The organism is Micromonospora sp. RTBAU3-60 (assembly GCF_054963695.1).
Genome location: NZ_JBUEGB010000004.1, coordinates 204,138 through 220,463, shown reverse-complemented (window position 1 = coordinate 220,463; position 16,326 = coordinate 204,138). Strand labels below are relative to the sequence as shown.

At 68.7% G+C, this 16,326-nt stretch carries 18 protein-coding genes; 13 read left to right on the top strand and 5 right to left on the bottom strand.

The features are described from left to right. Nucleotides 1–2: 2 nt before the first annotated feature. The 3 genes from ACY34I_RS06420 to ACY34I_RS06410 all read right to left on the bottom strand — a co-directional run bounded on the left by ACY34I_RS06420 (nucleotide 3) and on the right by ACY34I_RS06410 (nucleotide 3,272). Nucleotides 3–380 (bottom strand): pilin, encoded by a 378-nt coding sequence (locus ACY34I_RS06420; protein WP_462753373.1) that lies wholly within the window; start codon nucleotides 378–380, stop codon nucleotides 3–5. Nucleotides 381–946: 566 nt separating this feature from the next. Next, nucleotides 947–2,145 (bottom strand): IS3 family transposase gene (locus tag ACY34I_RS06415; RefSeq protein ID WP_462753371.1). Its coding sequence is split into 2 segments (ribosomal slippage): nucleotides 947–1,881 and nucleotides 1,881–2,145, totalling 1,200 coding nucleotides; the frame shifts between segments, so codons are not numbered across the junction. A 704-nt stretch (nucleotides 2,146–2,849) separates the two neighbouring features. Continuing rightward, on the bottom strand, nucleotides 2,850–3,272 hold the full coding sequence (locus ACY34I_RS06410) for a hypothetical protein (protein WP_462753369.1): 423 nt from the start codon (nucleotides 3,270–3,272) through the stop codon (nucleotides 2,850–2,852). A 123-nt stretch (nucleotides 3,273–3,395) separates the two neighbouring features. Between ACY34I_RS06410 and ACY34I_RS06405 the strand changes: the two genes are divergently transcribed. From ACY34I_RS06405 to ACY34I_RS06390, 4 genes are all read left to right on the top strand, one after another. After that, nucleotides 3,396–3,644: a hypothetical protein gene (locus ACY34I_RS06405; protein ID WP_462753367.1), complete on the top strand. Its 249-nt coding sequence runs from the start codon at nucleotides 3,396–3,398 to the stop codon at nucleotides 3,642–3,644. Between the two features lie 154 nt (nucleotides 3,645–3,798). Further along, nucleotides 3,799–4,218: a hypothetical protein gene (locus ACY34I_RS06400; protein WP_462753365.1), complete on the top strand. Its 420-nt coding sequence runs from the start codon at nucleotides 3,799–3,801 to the stop codon at nucleotides 4,216–4,218. 227 nt (nucleotides 4,219–4,445) lie between these two features. Then, nucleotides 4,446–4,955: a hypothetical protein gene (locus tag ACY34I_RS06395; RefSeq protein ID WP_462753363.1), complete on the top strand. Its 510-nt coding sequence runs from the start codon at nucleotides 4,446–4,448 to the stop codon at nucleotides 4,953–4,955. 46 nt (nucleotides 4,956–5,001) lie between these two features. Further along, complete coding sequence (locus ACY34I_RS06390; RefSeq protein ID WP_462753361.1) at nucleotides 5,002–5,472, top strand: hypothetical protein; 471 nt, start codon at nucleotides 5,002–5,004, stop codon at nucleotides 5,470–5,472. A 688-nt stretch (nucleotides 5,473–6,160) separates the two neighbouring features. Here ACY34I_RS06390 and ACY34I_RS06385 read toward each other — a convergent pair. After that, a complete protein-coding gene (locus ACY34I_RS06385) occupies nucleotides 6,161–7,033 on the bottom strand; it encodes a hypothetical protein (RefSeq protein ID WP_462753359.1) in 873 nt (290 codons plus the stop codon). An 885-nt stretch (nucleotides 7,034–7,918) separates the two neighbouring features. Here ACY34I_RS06385 and ACY34I_RS06380 point away from each other — a divergent pair. Continuing rightward, complete coding sequence (locus ACY34I_RS06380) at nucleotides 7,919–8,818, top strand: hypothetical protein (RefSeq protein WP_462753357.1); 900 nt, start codon at nucleotides 7,919–7,921, stop codon at nucleotides 8,816–8,818. Further along, complete coding sequence (locus ACY34I_RS06375) at nucleotides 8,811–9,782, top strand: TRM11 family SAM-dependent methyltransferase (RefSeq protein ID WP_462753355.1); 972 nt, start codon at nucleotides 8,811–8,813, stop codon at nucleotides 9,780–9,782. Before ACY34I_RS06380 ends, ACY34I_RS06375 begins: the two co-directional genes overlap by 8 nt. Before the next feature lie 139 nt (nucleotides 9,783–9,921). On the opposite strand, the gene ACY34I_RS06370 is transcribed toward ACY34I_RS06375, so the two are convergent. Beyond that, entirely contained in the window at nucleotides 9,922–10,662 is a 741-nt protein-coding gene (locus tag ACY34I_RS06370) for a hypothetical protein (protein ID WP_462753353.1), read from the bottom strand. 97 nt (nucleotides 10,663–10,759) lie between these two features. On the opposite strand from ACY34I_RS06370, the gene ACY34I_RS06365 reads away from it, so the two are divergent. The 7 genes from ACY34I_RS06365 to istB all read left to right on the top strand — a co-directional run bounded on the left by ACY34I_RS06365 (nucleotide 10,760) and on the right by istB (nucleotide 16,317). After that, on the top strand, nucleotides 10,760–11,329 hold the full coding sequence (locus tag ACY34I_RS06365) for a DNA cytosine methyltransferase (protein ID WP_462753351.1): 570 nt from the start codon (nucleotides 10,760–10,762) through the stop codon (nucleotides 11,327–11,329). Nucleotides 11,330–11,818: 489 nt separating this feature from the next. Next, the gene (locus tag ACY34I_RS06360) at nucleotides 11,819–11,965 is read left to right on the top strand and encodes a hypothetical protein (RefSeq protein WP_462753349.1); all 147 of its coding nucleotides are present in this window, start codon (nucleotides 11,819–11,821) and stop codon (nucleotides 11,963–11,965) included. 199 nt (nucleotides 11,966–12,164) lie between these two features. Beyond that, entirely contained in the window at nucleotides 12,165–12,461 is a 297-nt protein-coding gene (locus ACY34I_RS06355) for a DNA-binding protein (RefSeq protein WP_462753347.1), read from the top strand. Between the two features lie 114 nt (nucleotides 12,462–12,575). Then, nucleotides 12,576–12,884: a hypothetical protein gene (locus tag ACY34I_RS06350; RefSeq protein WP_462753345.1), complete on the top strand. Its 309-nt coding sequence runs from the start codon at nucleotides 12,576–12,578 to the stop codon at nucleotides 12,882–12,884. A 558-nt stretch (nucleotides 12,885–13,442) separates the two neighbouring features. Next, a complete protein-coding gene (locus ACY34I_RS06345; protein WP_462753343.1) occupies nucleotides 13,443–13,745 on the top strand; it encodes a hypothetical protein in 303 nt (100 codons plus the stop codon). Between the two features lie 436 nt (nucleotides 13,746–14,181). Continuing rightward, on the top strand, nucleotides 14,182–15,492 hold the full coding sequence (istA, locus tag ACY34I_RS06340; protein ID WP_462753341.1) for an IS21 family transposase: 1,311 nt from the start codon (nucleotides 14,182–14,184) through the stop codon (nucleotides 15,490–15,492). Continuing rightward, nucleotides 15,493–16,317, top strand: coding sequence for an IS21-like element helper ATPase IstB (gene istB / locus ACY34I_RS06335; RefSeq protein WP_462753339.1), 825 nt, complete (start codon nucleotides 15,493–15,495; stop codon nucleotides 16,315–16,317). It begins immediately after the preceding gene. Nucleotides 16,318–16,326 lie beyond the last annotated feature (9 nt).

Genomic DNA, 16,326 nt, shown 5'->3' with positions numbered 1-16,326 from the left:
GGTCAGCCTCCGACGATGCCGCGGACGACCTGCAGCAGGACCGGCGCCAGGACGGCGAGGCCGTAGCCGATCAGCGCGTTCTTGAGCGCCCCCTTGGCCTTGTCGACCTGCGCCGGATCGCCGCCGGCCGTCGCCCAATAGACCCCGGCGAGGACGAGGAACAGGGTGGCGAGCGCGGCGAGGAGGCTCATCAGCCAGGTCTGCAGGTTGCCGATCACGACCGGCAGCGGATTCGGTCCACCGTCCTTCGGGTCGGCTGGCGCGGCGTAGACGGCGGCCGGCGCGGACAAGAACCAGGCCACCGTGGAGATCACGGTGGCGACGCGGCGAATGATTCGGGAGTGGGTGAGGGCACGAAGTTGTGCTGGGATGCGGGACATGGCGGGGTTCACCTCCGGCCCCGGCTGCCGTGCACGGCGCGGCGGGGCGATAGCAGGCGGTCGAAGGGGCAGACCGCCGCCAGGGGCGCGGGCACGGACAGCGCCACGAACCAAGACCGTCCCCGGGAGGAGCCATCCCTCCCTTTACGGGTAGCGGTGTTCGATGAGGTGTCAGCGCACCAAACTGCGCGGCACCCGAGGCGTCCGGCACGCGGGCGGCCGACGTGATCCCGGCCCCCGGCTGCGGGCGGAAGCACCCTCCGGTTCCGGCCTATTGGCCGCCGTCGAGGGACTTCCGCACCCTCAAACCGGGCTCTGCCAGCTCTGGCGAACGCCCCCGAAGTCTGACACGGATCTGACAAGGCCCTGGCATGACTGCCGCCGGGTCTAACAGAGCAGCTCAGTCGCCACCTAGCTGCGCACCCAAGCATCAGCTTGCGAACCGCACTAGATCGACCGTGTGTGATCTTGGCCTGCCCGAAGCGGTTTCACGTGGCCTGGATTGGCCTCCGCTGGCACCACCTGGGTCGCCCCGCGTTTTCCGGACAGGCTCGTTTGTGGCTAGTTCATGCGGCGAGCTGCCGGTTGTCGAACTCGTCCCGTACTTGTTGTGGGGTTTTGTAGCCGAGTCCTGAGTGGCGTCTGCGGGAATTGTAGCGGAGCTCGATGTATCTGGCTATATCGGCGCGGGCATGTTCCCGCGTCGGGTACTGCGTGCGGTGGGTGCGCTCGTTCTTCAGCGTCGCGAAGAACGATTCGGCCAGGGCGTTGTCGTAGCAGGTGCCGGTCCGGCCGACCGATTGTCGTATCTTCAGCCGGCTGAGGGTCTTTCCGAAGTCGGTGGAGGTGTAGTTGCTGCCGCGGTCGGAATGAAAAACGACGTCGTCGGCCAGGCGGTGGTTGGCGGCGGCCATCCGGATTGCGGATTCGATGAGCGGGGTGCGGTAGTTGTCGTCCATCGCCCAGCCGATGACTTCACGGGTGTGGCAGTCGATGACGGTCGCCAGGAACAGCCAGCCCTGCCATGTCGGTATGTAGGTGATGTCGCCGACGAGCTTCTGCCCGGGCGCGTCGGCGGTGAAGTCCTGACGCACCAGGTCCGGGATCGCGCGCGGTTCGTCGCCGGCGGCGGTGAGGCTGTGCCGCCACGGCCGTGGCTGGCATGGCTGTAGGCCCAGCTCCTTCATCAGGGCCCGGACAAGCTCGGGTCCGCAGACGATGCCCCAGTCGGTCAGGTCGGCGTGCAACCGCCGGTAGCCGTAGGTGCCGTCGGAGGCGTCGAACGAGTGTTGGATCAGCTGTTTCAGTTCCTCCCGCCGGCGCGCGGTCGCCGAGTCCGGGCGGCCGCGCCATTCGTAGTAGCCGGAGCGGGACACGTCCAGCCATCGGCACATCTGGCTGATCGACGGGGACTCAGGGGCGCCGTTCGTGACGGTGGCGGCGTACTCGGCGTCGATGAACTCGAACGTGTCACTCACCGATGATCCTTGGCGAAGTACGCTGCGGCTTTTTTCAGGAACTCGTTCTCCATCCGCAGTTCCCGCGCCTCACGCTCCAACTGGCGCAGCCGTTCCCGTTCACTGACGTTCAGCGGCGGCTCGTCACCGGCATGTTCGCGCCGATACGCGGCAACCCAGTTTCCGAGCGTGCCTTCCCCGATCCCGAGTTCACGGGCGACAGCGGCGATCGGACGCGACGTCTCGATCACCAATTTCACAGCTTCCTCCCGGAACTGCGGGGAGAAAGTCCTCTTCGCACGTGGCAACTGTTTTCCTTTCCAAGCCAACCAATTCTACTTGGTCCACCTGTCCGGAAAACCCGTGGCGGCTCAACCTTGTGTCCCGTCGATGGCCCGCCGGTGCTTTCAGGTGTCAGGTCTCCCGACCTTGAGCACCCTTGCTTGTTCACCCGTGTTTTCGGGACGGATGCGGCCAGCGAGGCATGCCCGGTGGGAGACCAATGTCGTGCTCCCTGGCCCGTCGTTGCTGCGAACGTCCAGAACGAGGCCATCACCTCCAGGGCTGAGGGTGGCTAGCTCCCCGCAGAAGTCGCACGTCCACCGGAACAGCTTCAGATCATCAGGACGGATACTGAGTCGCACCCAGGCGGGCGGGTACCACCTCCTCACCACTTGGACCACGGCATCGATTTCTGCGCCGACTGGCGGGTACAACGCCTCCCACTCGGCCTCAGTACGTGCCACCCCGCCGAACTGCCCGATCATGTCCACCGACGCGCCGACATGCTCATAGCCGACAATCTCCGCCATCAGGCCCCACGGCTCACGGCTGAGAACTTTTGCCCGGACCGGTTGGCGGGCAGGAGTGCCAGGCTCCTCGTCTCGAAACGCTCCATGGCTGGCATTCTCCAGATGGAGGCCCTGCAGTCGGGCGTAGGTCCCTAGCGCCCCTAATCGGATCTCTTTGTCCGGCAGTCGTAGGCCTTCAGGCCTCCCTAGGGACGGGACGACTAACCAGCGTCCGGCCGTGTCGGGTCAGGTTCCCTGGCGATGCCCCGCGTCGAGGGGTGGGCGAGATAGATGATGGGCCACCCGCGGCCGCGCCACTGTGGTCCTGTGTCTTCGACGGTGACGGCGGCATCGACTGTGAACCCGCTCGGTGCGTAGCCCCAGGCTTGTGCCTCGTATTCGAAGATCATGTCTTCGATGTCTTCGTCAGCCTCTTCGGTGCATTGGGCAAGTGCGACATGGAAGGTCACGCCGTCGCTACGGGGTTCGACGGCGATGCCGCGCACGTCAGGGCCGATAAGCCCGAGCGACGCCTGAACTGCCTCCAAAACGATCTCGTTTCGCCGGGCGAGTTCCAACCCAGCGTCGGGATCGGGTGTCATCTGTGGGTGTTCCTCATTCGCCGGCACGCCCTCATCCTGCATGAGATCAACCTCCCGCAAGCATGCCGGCTGGGCCCGCGCGGCCCACTTTGCGGGCCGCCTTGATGATGGGTGTTAGCGTCAGCGATCCGCGGGCGAGCTAGGCCAGACGCACCGGAGAACGCCGTGACCCCAGAACCTCATTACCAGCCGAAACACGGATACAACCTGAGCCCACCGGAGCAGCGGGGGCGCCGCATCTGGTGGAGAAGCGTGACCATGGGCCTGTTCGCGCTGCTTGGGCTCGGGACCTGGTGGATGGAGGCACGGACGAGCTGGGACAAGAAGATCGCCCTGGGCGTCGTGGCCATCCCCTACTGGACGATGGTCAAGGCGATCTGGCGACGCTACGGGCCAGAGATGCCAGGTCTCTAGTCCACCGCCGGGCCGCGCCGCATGCCCCGCGAGCGGCGTCGCCGCACCACGGCTAATGCTCGCACCGGCGTCCCACCAGATGCACTTGATCAGCGAATCGGTCTTCGCCCGATATGGGAGCGGGATCGTTCGTCGAGTGCGGCACCCTGGGCTCATGAACCCGACGGATGAGTGCGACTCTCCCTATCACGAGGTGTTCGCCAGCCTGGCGAACGTCGTCTTGGAGGATTCCTGGGTCCTGAGCGTGGACGCCTCGCTGACCCAGCTGACCTTCGCGCTCGACCTGGTTCTGGCACCGGCCCACCCAGACTACAGACGGCCGGAGCGTGGCGAGGCTCGCTGCTACCGCAGGGGGATGCTCGTGCTGGACAGCGATGTGGCCATGGTCCTTCGCAGATCCTCACTCTCGCCAGCCGTCGACGCTGCCGGCGAAATCGATTACGGCCACGTCGATACGTTCTGCCTGGCCAGCGGGCTCGGGGACGGGGTGTGGGAGCTGAGCGGCGACTGGGGCGAAGCGATGGCGCGTCAGCCACGAGTCAGTGTTCAACTGAACGACGTCGTTGAAAACTAGGCGAGGTGTGCGCCCTCGGGGCCTGACACTGGCCTAACAAGGCCCTGACAGGACCGCCGCCGGGTCTGACAGAGCCCCAGCCCGGGAAGGCCATTGCAGCCTGCGAATCAGAAAGGTCGCGGATGGCTGATCGGGTGGGATATCCCTGGCCAGACCGTCCGTCGTCTTCCGTTGGTGTCGGCGGTTGGCGGCGGTCTTGGCTGTATCGGCGGCTGTACCGTTGATCTATGACAGCAACCGAGGAAGGGAACGCGGGACGCTTCCGCGATGCGAAGTCCTGGCTGCTCGGCTTGTCTGCTGGCGAGATCTTCGTCCGTTGCCCAGGCTGTGCCGGCCGGGCTTCGGTCCGTCCTGACCCTGAATCGGCCGACAGGTCCCGGCATGATTTCTGGCTTCGCCGTCGGCTCAGTTGTCTGGGGTGCGCGTATACGAATCTCTGGGAAGCTCCTCGCCCCGCAAACAACGCGCGGGCATTGCCTGAGCTCTCCGGCCCGAACGACCCGTACTTCGGCCTACCCCTCTGGCTTTCGATCGAGTGCCGTGGGCGAGTGCTCTGGGCATACAACGCCGAGCACCTGGACCTGCTGGAGGCGTACGTGTCCGCTCGGTTGCGGGAACGCGGCCAGTACATGGGAAGCCAGACCCTGGTTGAGCGCTTGCCCGCGTGGATCAAGGATGGCAAGCACCGCGCCGAGGTGCTGGACGCAATAGGGCAGCTTCGGGCGCTACTTGCCTGACCGCCGGCAAACCGAGGTCGAAGTCGCAACAGCGATGGCGCGGGCGGTGGTGGAGCCCGGCCTGATCAGCCTCGCCGGACGGCAACACCCCGTCGGCTACCACTTCGCCGGCAGGCGCGTCACCGTCCGACTCGACCGCGGCCTCCTGCAGATCACCGCCAACGGCGTCCTGCTGCGCAGCCTGCCCAACCCCCTGACACCAGCAGAGGCCGCCAGCATCCGCGACGCCCGCCCCGCTGGACCACCACCCACCCCGAACCCGGAACCCGTGCGGGTCGAACGCCGCGTCAGCTGCCGAGGAACCCTCGTCATCGCCGGCCAACGCATCCACGTCGACAACGCCCACGCCGGAGCAACCCTCACCGTCGAAGCCGCCGACACCACCTTCCGCATCCCCGACGGCAACCGGCTCCTCACCGAGGTCGCCCGCACCACCACCAAGCCCATCGCCCGATTCAAGGCCCGTAAACCGGAACCACCACGGCAGACGACGATCGGCAGGCGAGGCGGACAATGATCCGCTACCACCTGGGCGGCCGATGCGATACTTCTCGATGCCAGACAAAGCCGCAGCGACTCGGCTGGTCGCAGCGGCGGCACGGCAGCATCTGCAGCCGCTCGGACTGCGTCGGCGAGGCGCATCACGCGTCTGGTTCGATGACCGAGGCTGGTGGCTGATCGTTGTTGAGTTCCAGCCTTCCCGCTCACACGGCACCTACCTCAACGTCGGCGCGATGTGGCTGTGGCACCAACGCGACCACTGGTCATTCGACGACGGCAGCCGCATCTACTGGCGCAATGACACCACCTTCATCCCACATCCGCCGATCGACGAAGCCGGATGGACGAGCCTTCTCGACTTCGTCAACACCGAGCAATTCACCCGCGACATGGACATGGTCGCCAGGATTGCCGCCCAACGGGTCGAGCAACTGCGCAGCCAGTTTCCCGACCCCGCCATCACCGCCCGCCAACTGGCCTCCCGCGCGACCGGGCACGGCGAGTCGCCCTGGTGGCATGCGTACCACACCGGCAGCGCAGCAGCCCTGGCCGGCGACCCCGGCACCGCACGCCGGGCATTCCACCGCATCACCGTCAGCAACCTAGACCCGGGCTGGGCCCATGACCTCGCCCAGCACGCAAGGCAACTAGCTGACCTCGCCGACGACCGGGCCCGTCCGTCACGGTCGGGCCCGCGGGCGTTCTCAGGCGGCCACATTTGCCGCTGCTGCGGCTGTCCCGTAGGCACCGGCGGTGGCACGCGCGGCGCGGGTCCGTTTCCGGTGGGTGGCGGTCGCGGCCAGTTGCGCGGCGGCCTGCGGGGATGCGACGCCGGTGAGTAGTCCGCTGGCCAGGGCGTGGGCGATGCGTTGGTCGATGCGTCGGGCTCGCATGCGTAGGGCGTCGGCGGTGATGCCCATGGTGGCGGCGATCGGTTCGATCGCCCGTCGGCCGAGGCGTAGGTCGATGTAGGGCTGCTCATCGCAGGCGTCGAGCAGGCCCAAGATGACCGCCCGCCTTACGAGTAGGTCGGGATGGCCGTAGGGGACGGTGGGGGTGCGGGGTCCGATGACGTGCTGGACATCGTCAACGGGGACCGCTTCGCCAGCGCGTTGGCGCAGTTCGTATCCGGCGCGCCATGCGGCCATGCACAGCGACGCGTACGGCGCCGGCTTCGACAGGTCCGTCCGGTCGCGTAGCGCCGTGAGGAACCCGGTGAGGATTTCCGCGTCGATGTCATGGGCATCGCCGGACCAGCCGACCCGTAGCTGGCCGGCGCAGCGGCGAAGCCCCGGCATCGCCATGCCCGCCGCCGCGACCACCCACGCCGGCCCGTCCAGCCGGGCGCGCAGGATCAACTGCCGCCACACGGCGTCACGGGCTTTGTAGGCACGTGGGTGCTCCAGTAGCCAGTCGCGTAGCGCCGGAAGCGCCATGACACCGGCGGGCAGGCCGCTGTCACCGTCCAGCTTGTCAAGATCGAGTTTCATCGGGTTGGGGTCGCATGTCAGTGCCGCGAAGGCGGCGTCGACGGCGTCCAGCGGGGAGTCAGGCCAAGCGGTGTCGGACACAGTCACGTCAACAAACTCCTTGTCAGCGAGGGGTGTCGATGACACGTCGATGCGCGCCATACCGAGTTGCGGTGACAGTGATTGCGCCACGACGGCCTCACAGCGCTCTGACAGCGCAGCTCACCGACGTCAACACCGGCGACGGCGACGCCCTCCGTCGCTGCGGCCGCGGGACGTGGCCGACGGCAGCGTCGAGCGTTCACGATCGCGGTGATCTGACAGTGCCGCCCTGACCTGGGCGTCGCCACCTCGGCAGGCTTCTGGGCAGGGGCTGTCGGCGCGAGCGGACGCCGTGGCCGCCTCGCCGCGCCCCTGGGGTCTGACAGTGCGGCGGGAACTTTGACAGACGCCCCCTGTCAGACCACGGCGGGTCTGACAGCAGCGCCGTTGTCAGACGCGGCCGGACTGACAGTGAGTCCGTTGTCAGCCGGTCGGGTCTGACAGAGGCGGCGCCGGCAGGCTGGCATCGACTGACAGCGCGCGAGTGGCATGACACGGCGGGCGCTGCCAGCGGCGCGCGAGGTGACACTGGCATCCACGGTGCCCGCCGACCTGATCACCGGGCCGGGATGACATGCCGGTGTCTGGCAGCACAGGTCGCCCTCGCCAAGTAATCGATGCCGACCACTGACATGGCGGGCGTTGTCCGTCACGCTCCGTGTCTAGCAGCGGCGTCAGGTACCGCAGGGATCTGCCATTCGGCGGCGGCGCCTGTCGGGCACGGTCACCCCTCGAGCGGCGCGCAAGGCCGGCGGATCTCCTACCAGGGCTGTCAGGTCAGCCCCCTCCGCTGTGAGAGGCCTGTCAGGCCCGAGGGGTGTTCGCCAGAGCTGACAGAGCCCGGTTTGAGGGTGTCAGCGCATCACGGCGCGGCGCGGAGCCGACATCCAGATGAGCGAGCACACGCCGCAGCACCACCAAGCCCCTGTCCGCCCGGTCGACCCGTGTGTCGACCCGACCCTGATCGATCTGGTCGCCGGTGATCCGCCGGTGCCGGTCACCGTGTGGCGCACCGCCCGCGGCCCGGCAGATGCCGGCCGCAGCGTCGGCGCCCGGCTGGCCTACCGGCTCATCGCCGCCTACAGCCGTCCCGGCGAGGTCGTCGTCGACCTCACCAGCGACCACGCCCTGGCCGCCGTCTGCACGGCAGGCGGCCGACGGCACCATCCGGGCTGGTTCACCGACGCGTCCAGCCTGATCATCGGACCGGCCACCCCGCCGGTACGCCCCGACCCGGCCGCCCCCTTCGACGACGGTGGCGGCGACGTGCCGGACATGAGGGTTTGGTTCGGCGACGACCTCACCGACCCCGACCTGCCCACCGATCAGGCCACCACCGCACCGGGCCACACGTCCCTCGCCGAGGCGACGAGTCTGGTTGTGGCCTGCTGGCCCCTCGACCCCGCCGACGCCACCAACCGTGTCCGGTTGGCGTGGCTGTTGACCGCGTGCGCGCGGCTGCTGCGCCCCGGCGGCTGCCTCGTCCTCGTCGTCGCCCTCCCCGCTGCGGCGGGCGGGCCGGAGGACTTTACCCCGGTGGCCACCGCCGCCGCGGCCGTCGGTTTGGGCTACCTGCAGCACATCGTCGCCGTCGCCGCCGACACCGACGGTGACACGTTCGTCTATCACGTCACCGACGAGGAACTGCTCACCCTCACCCAACAGGCCGACCAGCGGTGGGCGGTGGCGCACCTGAAGGTCCACGCAGACCTCCTCGTGTTCACACCCGTCACCGCGCCGACGGACCCGCAGCGACACGGGCGCCGGGACGGGGGTGAGCGCCATGGTTGAGCACACCCCCTCCCCCACCGACCCGCACCAGCCTGACGACACCTACCGCGGCCGGCACCGCAGCTACGAGGGCCGGCACCGCGACCACGAGGGCCGGCACCGGGTCCCGGACGGGCCGGAGGGCCTGTCGGTGTGGGCGACCGCGCAGCAGACCGGGCCGGTGCAGCGGCGCGGCCGGTATCTGCCCGAGTCGGTCAAGCACCCCGCCCGGATGCTTCCGGCGATCGCCGCCCACGCCGTGCACGCCTACACCCTGCCCGGAGACCTTGTCCTCGATCCGATGTGTGGGATCGGCACTACCCTCGTCGAGGCCATTCACGCCGGCCGCGATGCCATCGGGGTGGAGTACGAGCCGCGGTGGTCGAACATCGCCGACGCCAACATCACCCACGCGCAACTGCAGGGTGCCACCGGGCGGGCGTCGGTGGTCCGCGGCGACGCCACCCGGCTGCGGTCGCTGCTGCCCGCGGCACTGGCGGGGCAGGTCGCCCTGGTGGTCACGTCTCCCCCGTACGGGCCCACCGTGCACGGCCTCGTTCGGCCCGGCGCGGACGGGGTGGCGAAGTTCGACAACACCTACGGCACCGACCGCGGGAACCTCGCCTACCGCGACCTCACCGGCCTCGCCGACGGGTTCGAGCAGATCCTGGCCGGCTGCGCGGCACTGCTGCGCCCCGGCGGGACCGTGGTGGTCACCGCCCGGCCGTGGCGCAAGAACGGCCAGCTGGTCGACCTGCCGTCTGCGGTGATCGCCGCCGGTGTCCGCGCCGGCCTGGTGCCGACCGAGCGGTGCGTCGCGCTCCTCGCGGCGGTCCGCGACGGGCACCTGATCGCGCGGCCGTCGTTCTTCCAACTCCAGGCCGTGCGCAAGGCCCGCACGGCCGGCACGCCGCTGCACCTGATCACGCACGAGGACGTGCTGATCTTCCGCCAGCCCGGGAGTCCGCGAGTTCAGGAAAGCTGAAGGCCACCACCGGCGGGGTGGTCGCGTGAGCGCATCCCCCGCCCGGTATCTCAGCCTCGGCGCGGGCGTGCAGTCATCCGCACTGCTACTGCTGCTCGCCGTCCGTGGTGAGGTCCCCAACTTCGTTGCGCCCGACGTCTCAGCCCTCGCCGCCCTCGTTCTCGTCGCCTGTGACCATCAGCCACTCGCCGGGCAACCGATGCCGCACGGCTCGCACCGCCGCCGGGGTCCGGCCGTGGACCCACAGCCACGTCCCGCCGTCGTCGCGCAGCAGCACATCGAGGCCGGCGAACCAGCGGATCGGCGGCCCGTCCATCCCGGCCCAGAAAGGGAAGTCCGGCAACGGCAGGCGTTCGAACGCCGCGCCCAGCGCAGCGGTGGCCGCGTCGTCCAACTCCCGGTTGTCGACGTTGCCCTCGTCGGCGGAGAACATCGCCTCCGACAGCACCATCTCGACAAGCGCAAGCGACAGCCGATCCGAGTACGGCACCCAGCCGTCTCCGACGTTCACCACGACCGGCGGGTCGTCCTGACCGACGGCCCCGGCCGGCACGCCCCACGACGCGCAGTCCTGCGCCTCCACGCGGAACACCAGGACGCCGTCGGCGTCGGTCCGAAGCTGCTCGGGCAACACCAGACGGTCCTGAGCGGCGGTCAGATCCCTCCGGCGACCGAACAGCAGGTAAGCCTCACGCAGCGCGGCGGGCAGCAAGATCCCGATCCGGTCCTCGGCCGCCTGCAACCGGCCGGCGTCGACACCGTCGCCCTCGATCATCGGTCGGCCAAATGCCGCGGTCACCGCACGAACGAACTCCCACCCCCGGCGGCGGTCCCCTCCCTCGCTACACAGCGTATGCAACGCGTCGAGACCGGCGAACATGCCGCCAACCCTACCGACACCCGGCCCACTCACGCGGCCCTCGCCCCGAGCAGCCCTCCGGGCGACCGGCGGCGCAGGGCCGGGCGCGGGAGGTGGCGTGATTGAGCCTCCTCCCCCGCCCGTACGACGCCGCGGCGGGCTGCGGATCGGATCGTTGTGCACCGGCTACGGCGGCCTCGACCTGGCCGTCGAGCTGGTGCTCGGCGGCCAGCTCGCCTGGTACGCCGAGGTCGACCGGCACGCCCACACCGTGCTCGAGCACCACTGGCCCGGCGTGCCCAACCTCGGCGACATCCGCACCATCGACTGGACCCGCGTCGAGCCCGTCGACGTGCTCACCGCCGGCTTCCCCTGCCAGGACATCTCCAACGCCGGCAAACGCGCCGGCATCACCGGTATCCACAGCAGCCTGTGGACAAGCGTCGTCGACGCTGTTCGCGCACTTCGACCGCCGCTCGTGTTTGTGGAAAACGTCGCCGCTCTCCTCCGCCGCGGGTTCGACGTCGTCGCCGCCGACCTGGCCGCGCTCGGGTACGACACGAGCTGGACGTGCCTACGCGCATCCGACATCGGCGCCCCGCACCGCCGCGACCGACTGTTCCTGCTGGCCGCACCCGCCGAACTCCTCGGTAGGGGTGCGGACGTTGCCGACGCCGTGCGCCCGTGACGGCAAAGGCCCCGGCCACCAGCACGGACTGCCCGACCTCATCGAACCCGACGGCACCGCACACGGGCTGCTACCCACACCCCGGGCAAGCGACACCGGCACCCCCGGACGCCGCGCCGGCAAGGGTTTCCGGCCGCCGCTGTCGCAGGTGCTGCTGCCCACGCCGCGCGCCTCAGACGGGGAGAAAGGCTGCCCTGGGCAGCGGGGCTCACACGGGACCTCACCCTGCCCTCGGCAGCGGTACGTGTCCCCCGCATCCTGCCCACACCGCGCGCCTCCGACGGACGCGGACCCGGCCGACACGGCGACGGCGGCAACGACCTACGCACCACCGTCGCCGGCCTCGGCCAACTCGACGAGGACCGGTGGGGCGTCTACGCCACCGCCGTCGCCCGCTGGGAACTGATCCTCGGCCGGCCCGTCCCCGAACCGACCCAGACCGGCCGGCACGGCAAACCCGTCCTCGCCCCACCATTCGTCGAATGGCTGATGGGACTCGAGCAAGGACACGTCACCGCCCTCGGACTGCCCCGCACCCTCGCGCTACGCGTCCTCGGCAACGGCGTCGTCCCCCAACAAGCCGCCGCCGCGCTACGGCTACTGCTGTGCCCACACCGCTGGCACATCCCCGCCTGAAAACCCATGGAGCCGACCAGCGGGCCGGCGCTGTCGCCCGGTTACGCAGCCTGCCTCCGCTCAGTCCGGGTAGAGGCCGCGCGCTGGCCGGTCTGGCCGACGACCGGCACCCCTTCATCGAGGGCGCTGATCGTGGGGCCGGCCTGCCCCGAGCCGGCCGGCCCCCTGCCCCTATGCCTCTACGGACGAAGGACAAGCTATGCCTTCCACACGTCGTCCTCATGTCACCACCCGCGGACCGGCCACAGAACGGAGGCCCTCGGCGTGGACCGCGGACCAGGTCCGCGCTCTGGGCCTGACCACCGACCTAGCCACCGCCGCCGAAATCCTCGGCGTCTCACGGTCAGCGGCCTACAAGCTGGCCCGCCGGGACGCCTTCCCTGTGCCGTTGATCCGCGCCGGCACCCACTACCGGGTGCCGGTTCCACCAATCCTCGCCGCGCTACACCTGGCCCACGACGTCCCCAGCACCGAGGATGCCAACCCCATACAGTGAGCCTGCCACCGCCTTGAGCTACCCCACCTCGCTGCACCCAAAGGCCGATCTATCGGCTCTACGGCATTGCGCACGAGATCGTAAGATCCCCCAGTAACCACATCGAGGGGTCAGATGGAGACATGGCGTGTCCTGGCGGGCGTCGCCATGAGCCTGGCTGTGAGCCTCGTAGGTGTCGCCCTGGCCACCAACTTTCGCGGTGTGACGGAGTGGCACGTGCGGCGGTCGATGTCCACGGCGAGCGGGCTACGGCGAGTACCGCCGTGGCGCTGGCTACCAGATGTCCCGCACGAGGAGCGTCTAGCGCGCTTCATCCTGCTGGAACGGGTGATCGGCGGAGCTTTCGCTGTGGTCGGCCTGATGTTCTTGATGACTGTCGGCTACAGCGTCTTGACCGGACACCCGATGCAGACGGTGAAGTAGGCAGCTTCATCTCAGCCGCCGGCCAGGTCGATCAACACCCCGGCTTTCAACGCCACGAAGTTCACGAGCGGTCGGCGGTCATGCGCTGACCGTTGCTGCAGTCGGGTGCTTCGTCAACGGACGGAGCCACCGGAGACCTCTTCTGTGTGAACGCGGATGGGCCTCACCGTTGGGTGCTGTCGGACACCGTTCTGCGTCACCGACCATGGCTGCTCTGCTGTCCCTCGTCATCTGCCGCTAGCGGTTGCTGCTGCTTTCGCTGCCTTCTGGCTGCCTCACCTCGCCCGCCTAACCTGGCTCTACCCCTGGGTCCGCATCACAGGATGCGCTCCGGCTACCCCGCCGCCATCCGTGTGGCCGTTCAACCGATGGGAGATCTTCCACCCCAGCCTCCGCGGGCTCCCCTCCTCGAAATCTCAGGTAGCGAAGGATGCTCCTGCCTCCGGTGCCCGGCCATGCGCTAGAACCGCTACCCGCAACAGCTCGCACAGCTGCCTCGAACCGTCGGATAGCGACCCTGTACCCATCCCACGCCTCAGCCCAGCCGTCACCGTCAAAGTGGTCATACAGGTCGTGGTACGCGTAGCTAAGACGCCGGCCAGCATCATGCAACTCGCGCGGAGCTGGCGTCATGAAGAAGCGAGTCACGGCTTCATGCCGTTCGGCACGAAGGGCCGAGGCAGGCCGTTGCAGCTGGTTGAACTTGGCATCGATCATCTCGCCACAGGTCTTGTTGATCACCATCGCAAAGCTTGCGCTCGCATCAATGGCTCTCTGCACAGCCCGATCACGCCGCTCCGCTCGTCGGCGGAAGACGTCGCCGACCAAGACCAGAAAGCCGCCTACCACGGCGCCAAGTAGAGCCGTCACCGCCTCCATGTGCACGATGGTGCCGGTCCAGAGCAAGCGGACCGAAAGCATCACTTGGCGTTGTATTGATCAAAGGTGCGGGCATAGTCGATCAACACGGACAAGATGCCGTCTGAGCTGCCCGTTCATTGGTGGTCGGTGGTCAACGTTCGTTGCTCTTGGTCCACCTCTGACGGCCTGGATACGGCCTGATCTTGGGACTCGCCCGGCCGCTATGGCGAGCCCTGGGCCGGCCTTGGCTACTCAGACGCACCAAGTTCGCCGACGGCCAGGACCAGCTGGACCGGGAACTCCTTGTCCCACTGACCCAAGCTGACGCAGACGCTTCGACCGTGGCGGTACCAGGTGTCGGCGTCTGTCGACGACGCGTGAAAACTGAGCCGTAGTCGACGGGTGAAAATTGAGCACCCTGTGTACGGCTTGGGGTGTGATCAGTGTGGAGGACTGGGCCGAGATCCGTCGGTTGCACCGGTCTGAGGGTGTGAGTCAGGCAGCGATTGCCCGGCGGTTGGGGATTTCGCGGAACACGGTGGCGCGGGCGTTGGCGTCGGATCGGCCGCCGAAGTATGAGCGGGCGCTGCGGGGTTCGGCGGTGGACGCGGTGGATGCTCGGATCCGTTCGTTGCTGGCGGAGTGGCCGACGATGCCGGCCACGGTGATCGCGGAGCGGATCGGGTGGACCCGGTCGTTGACGGTGCTCAAGGATCGGGTGCGCGAGCTGCGGCCGTTGTTCGCCGGCGTGGACCCGGCCGACCGCATCGAGTATGCGCCGGGCGAGGTGGCGCAGTGTGATCTGTGGTTCCCGCCGTTGCCGGTGCCGGTGGGTGCCGGCCAGGCGCGGGTGTTGCCGGTGCTGGCGATGACCTGTGGGCACTCGCGGGTCACGGACGCGGTGATGATCCCGTCGCGGCGCGCCGGGGACATCCTGGCCGGGATGTGGGAGGTCATCGCCGACTGGGGCGCGTGCCCACGCACGCTGCTGTGGGATCGGGAGGCGGCGATCGGCGGGACGGGCCGGTTGACCATGGAGGCGGCCTCGTTCGCCGGCACGCTCGGCGTTCGGATCAAACTGGCTCCGCCACGCGATCCGGAGTCCAAGGGCCTCGTCGAGCGGCGCAACGGGTTCTTCGAGACCTCGTTCCTGCCCGGGCGCACGTTCACCTCACCGTTCGACTTCAACACCCAGATCGGCCGGTGGCTGACGGAGCGGGCGAACGTGCGGCACCTGCGCGCGATCGGCGCCCGGCCGGTGGATCGGTGGCCGGCCGATCGGGCCGGGATGGTCGCCCTGCCGCCGATGGCGCCGCAGGTCGGGCTGACCGGCCGGGTCCGGTTGGGCCGGGACTACTACATCCGCATCGACGCCAACGACTACAGCGTCGACCCGCGGGCGATCGGCCGGTTCGTCGACTGGATCGCCACCCCGGCACGGGTGGTGGCGTCCTGCGCTGGGCAGGTCGTGGCCGAGCACGACCGATCCTGGACGGCCGGGGCCACGATCACCGACCCGCAGCATCGGGCCACCGCGAAGCTGCTGCGCGCAGAGCTGGCCGAACGCCGCGCCGCGCAACGCCCGGGCACCCGCAGCCACCCCGACGGCCACGTCGTGGCCCTACGGGCGCTGCCCGACTACGACGCCCTCTACGGCGTCGACTTCGACCCCCGACCTCTAGACCAGCCTCAGGACCCGCCCGGCGACCAGTCCGGCGCCGGATCAACCATCGCGGAAAGGATCTAAATGCCAACCACCACAGCGACCAGCACGCGCGGGAGCACGCCCGACAGGACACGCTCACGCTCGGACCAGCTGGACTCGAAACTTGCCTATCTCACTCGGGTGCTCAAGACGCCCACGATCGGCCGGGTCTGGCAGGACCTTGCCGACACGGCCCGCGACGCGAACTGGTCGCACGAGGAATACCTGACCGCGGTCCTGGAACGCCAGGTCGCTGACCGCGAGTCGGCCGGGAACATGATGCGGGTGCGCACCGCGCACTTCCCGTCCATCAAGACCCTCGAGGACTTCAACCTCGACCACCTGCCCAGCCTGCGCAAGGACGTCCTGGCCCACCTGGCCACCGCCACGTTCGTACCCAAGGCCGACAACGTGGTCCTGCTCGGACCGCCCGGCATCGGCAAAACACACCTCGCCATCGGCCTGGGCATCAAAGCCGCCCAGGCCGGCAACTCCGTGCTGTTCGACACCGCCACAAACTGGATCACCCGCCTGGCCAGGGCCCACCACACCGGCACCCTCGAGGCCGAGCTCAAGAAGATCCGCCGCTACCGGCTCATCATCATCGATGAAGTTGGCTACATCCCGTTCGACACCGACGCCGCGAACCTGTTCTTCCAGCTCGTCGCATCCCGCTACGAACAAGGCTCGATCCTGGTCACCTCGAACCTGCCCTTCGGCCGCTGGGGCGAGGTCTTCGGCGACGAAGTCGTCGCCGCCGCCATGATCGACCGCCTCGTCCACCACGCCGAAGTCCTCACCCTCGCCGGCGACTCCTACCGCACCAAAGCCCGCCGCGAACTCCTCGCTAAAGACCGCAACAAGTAGGACAAACCA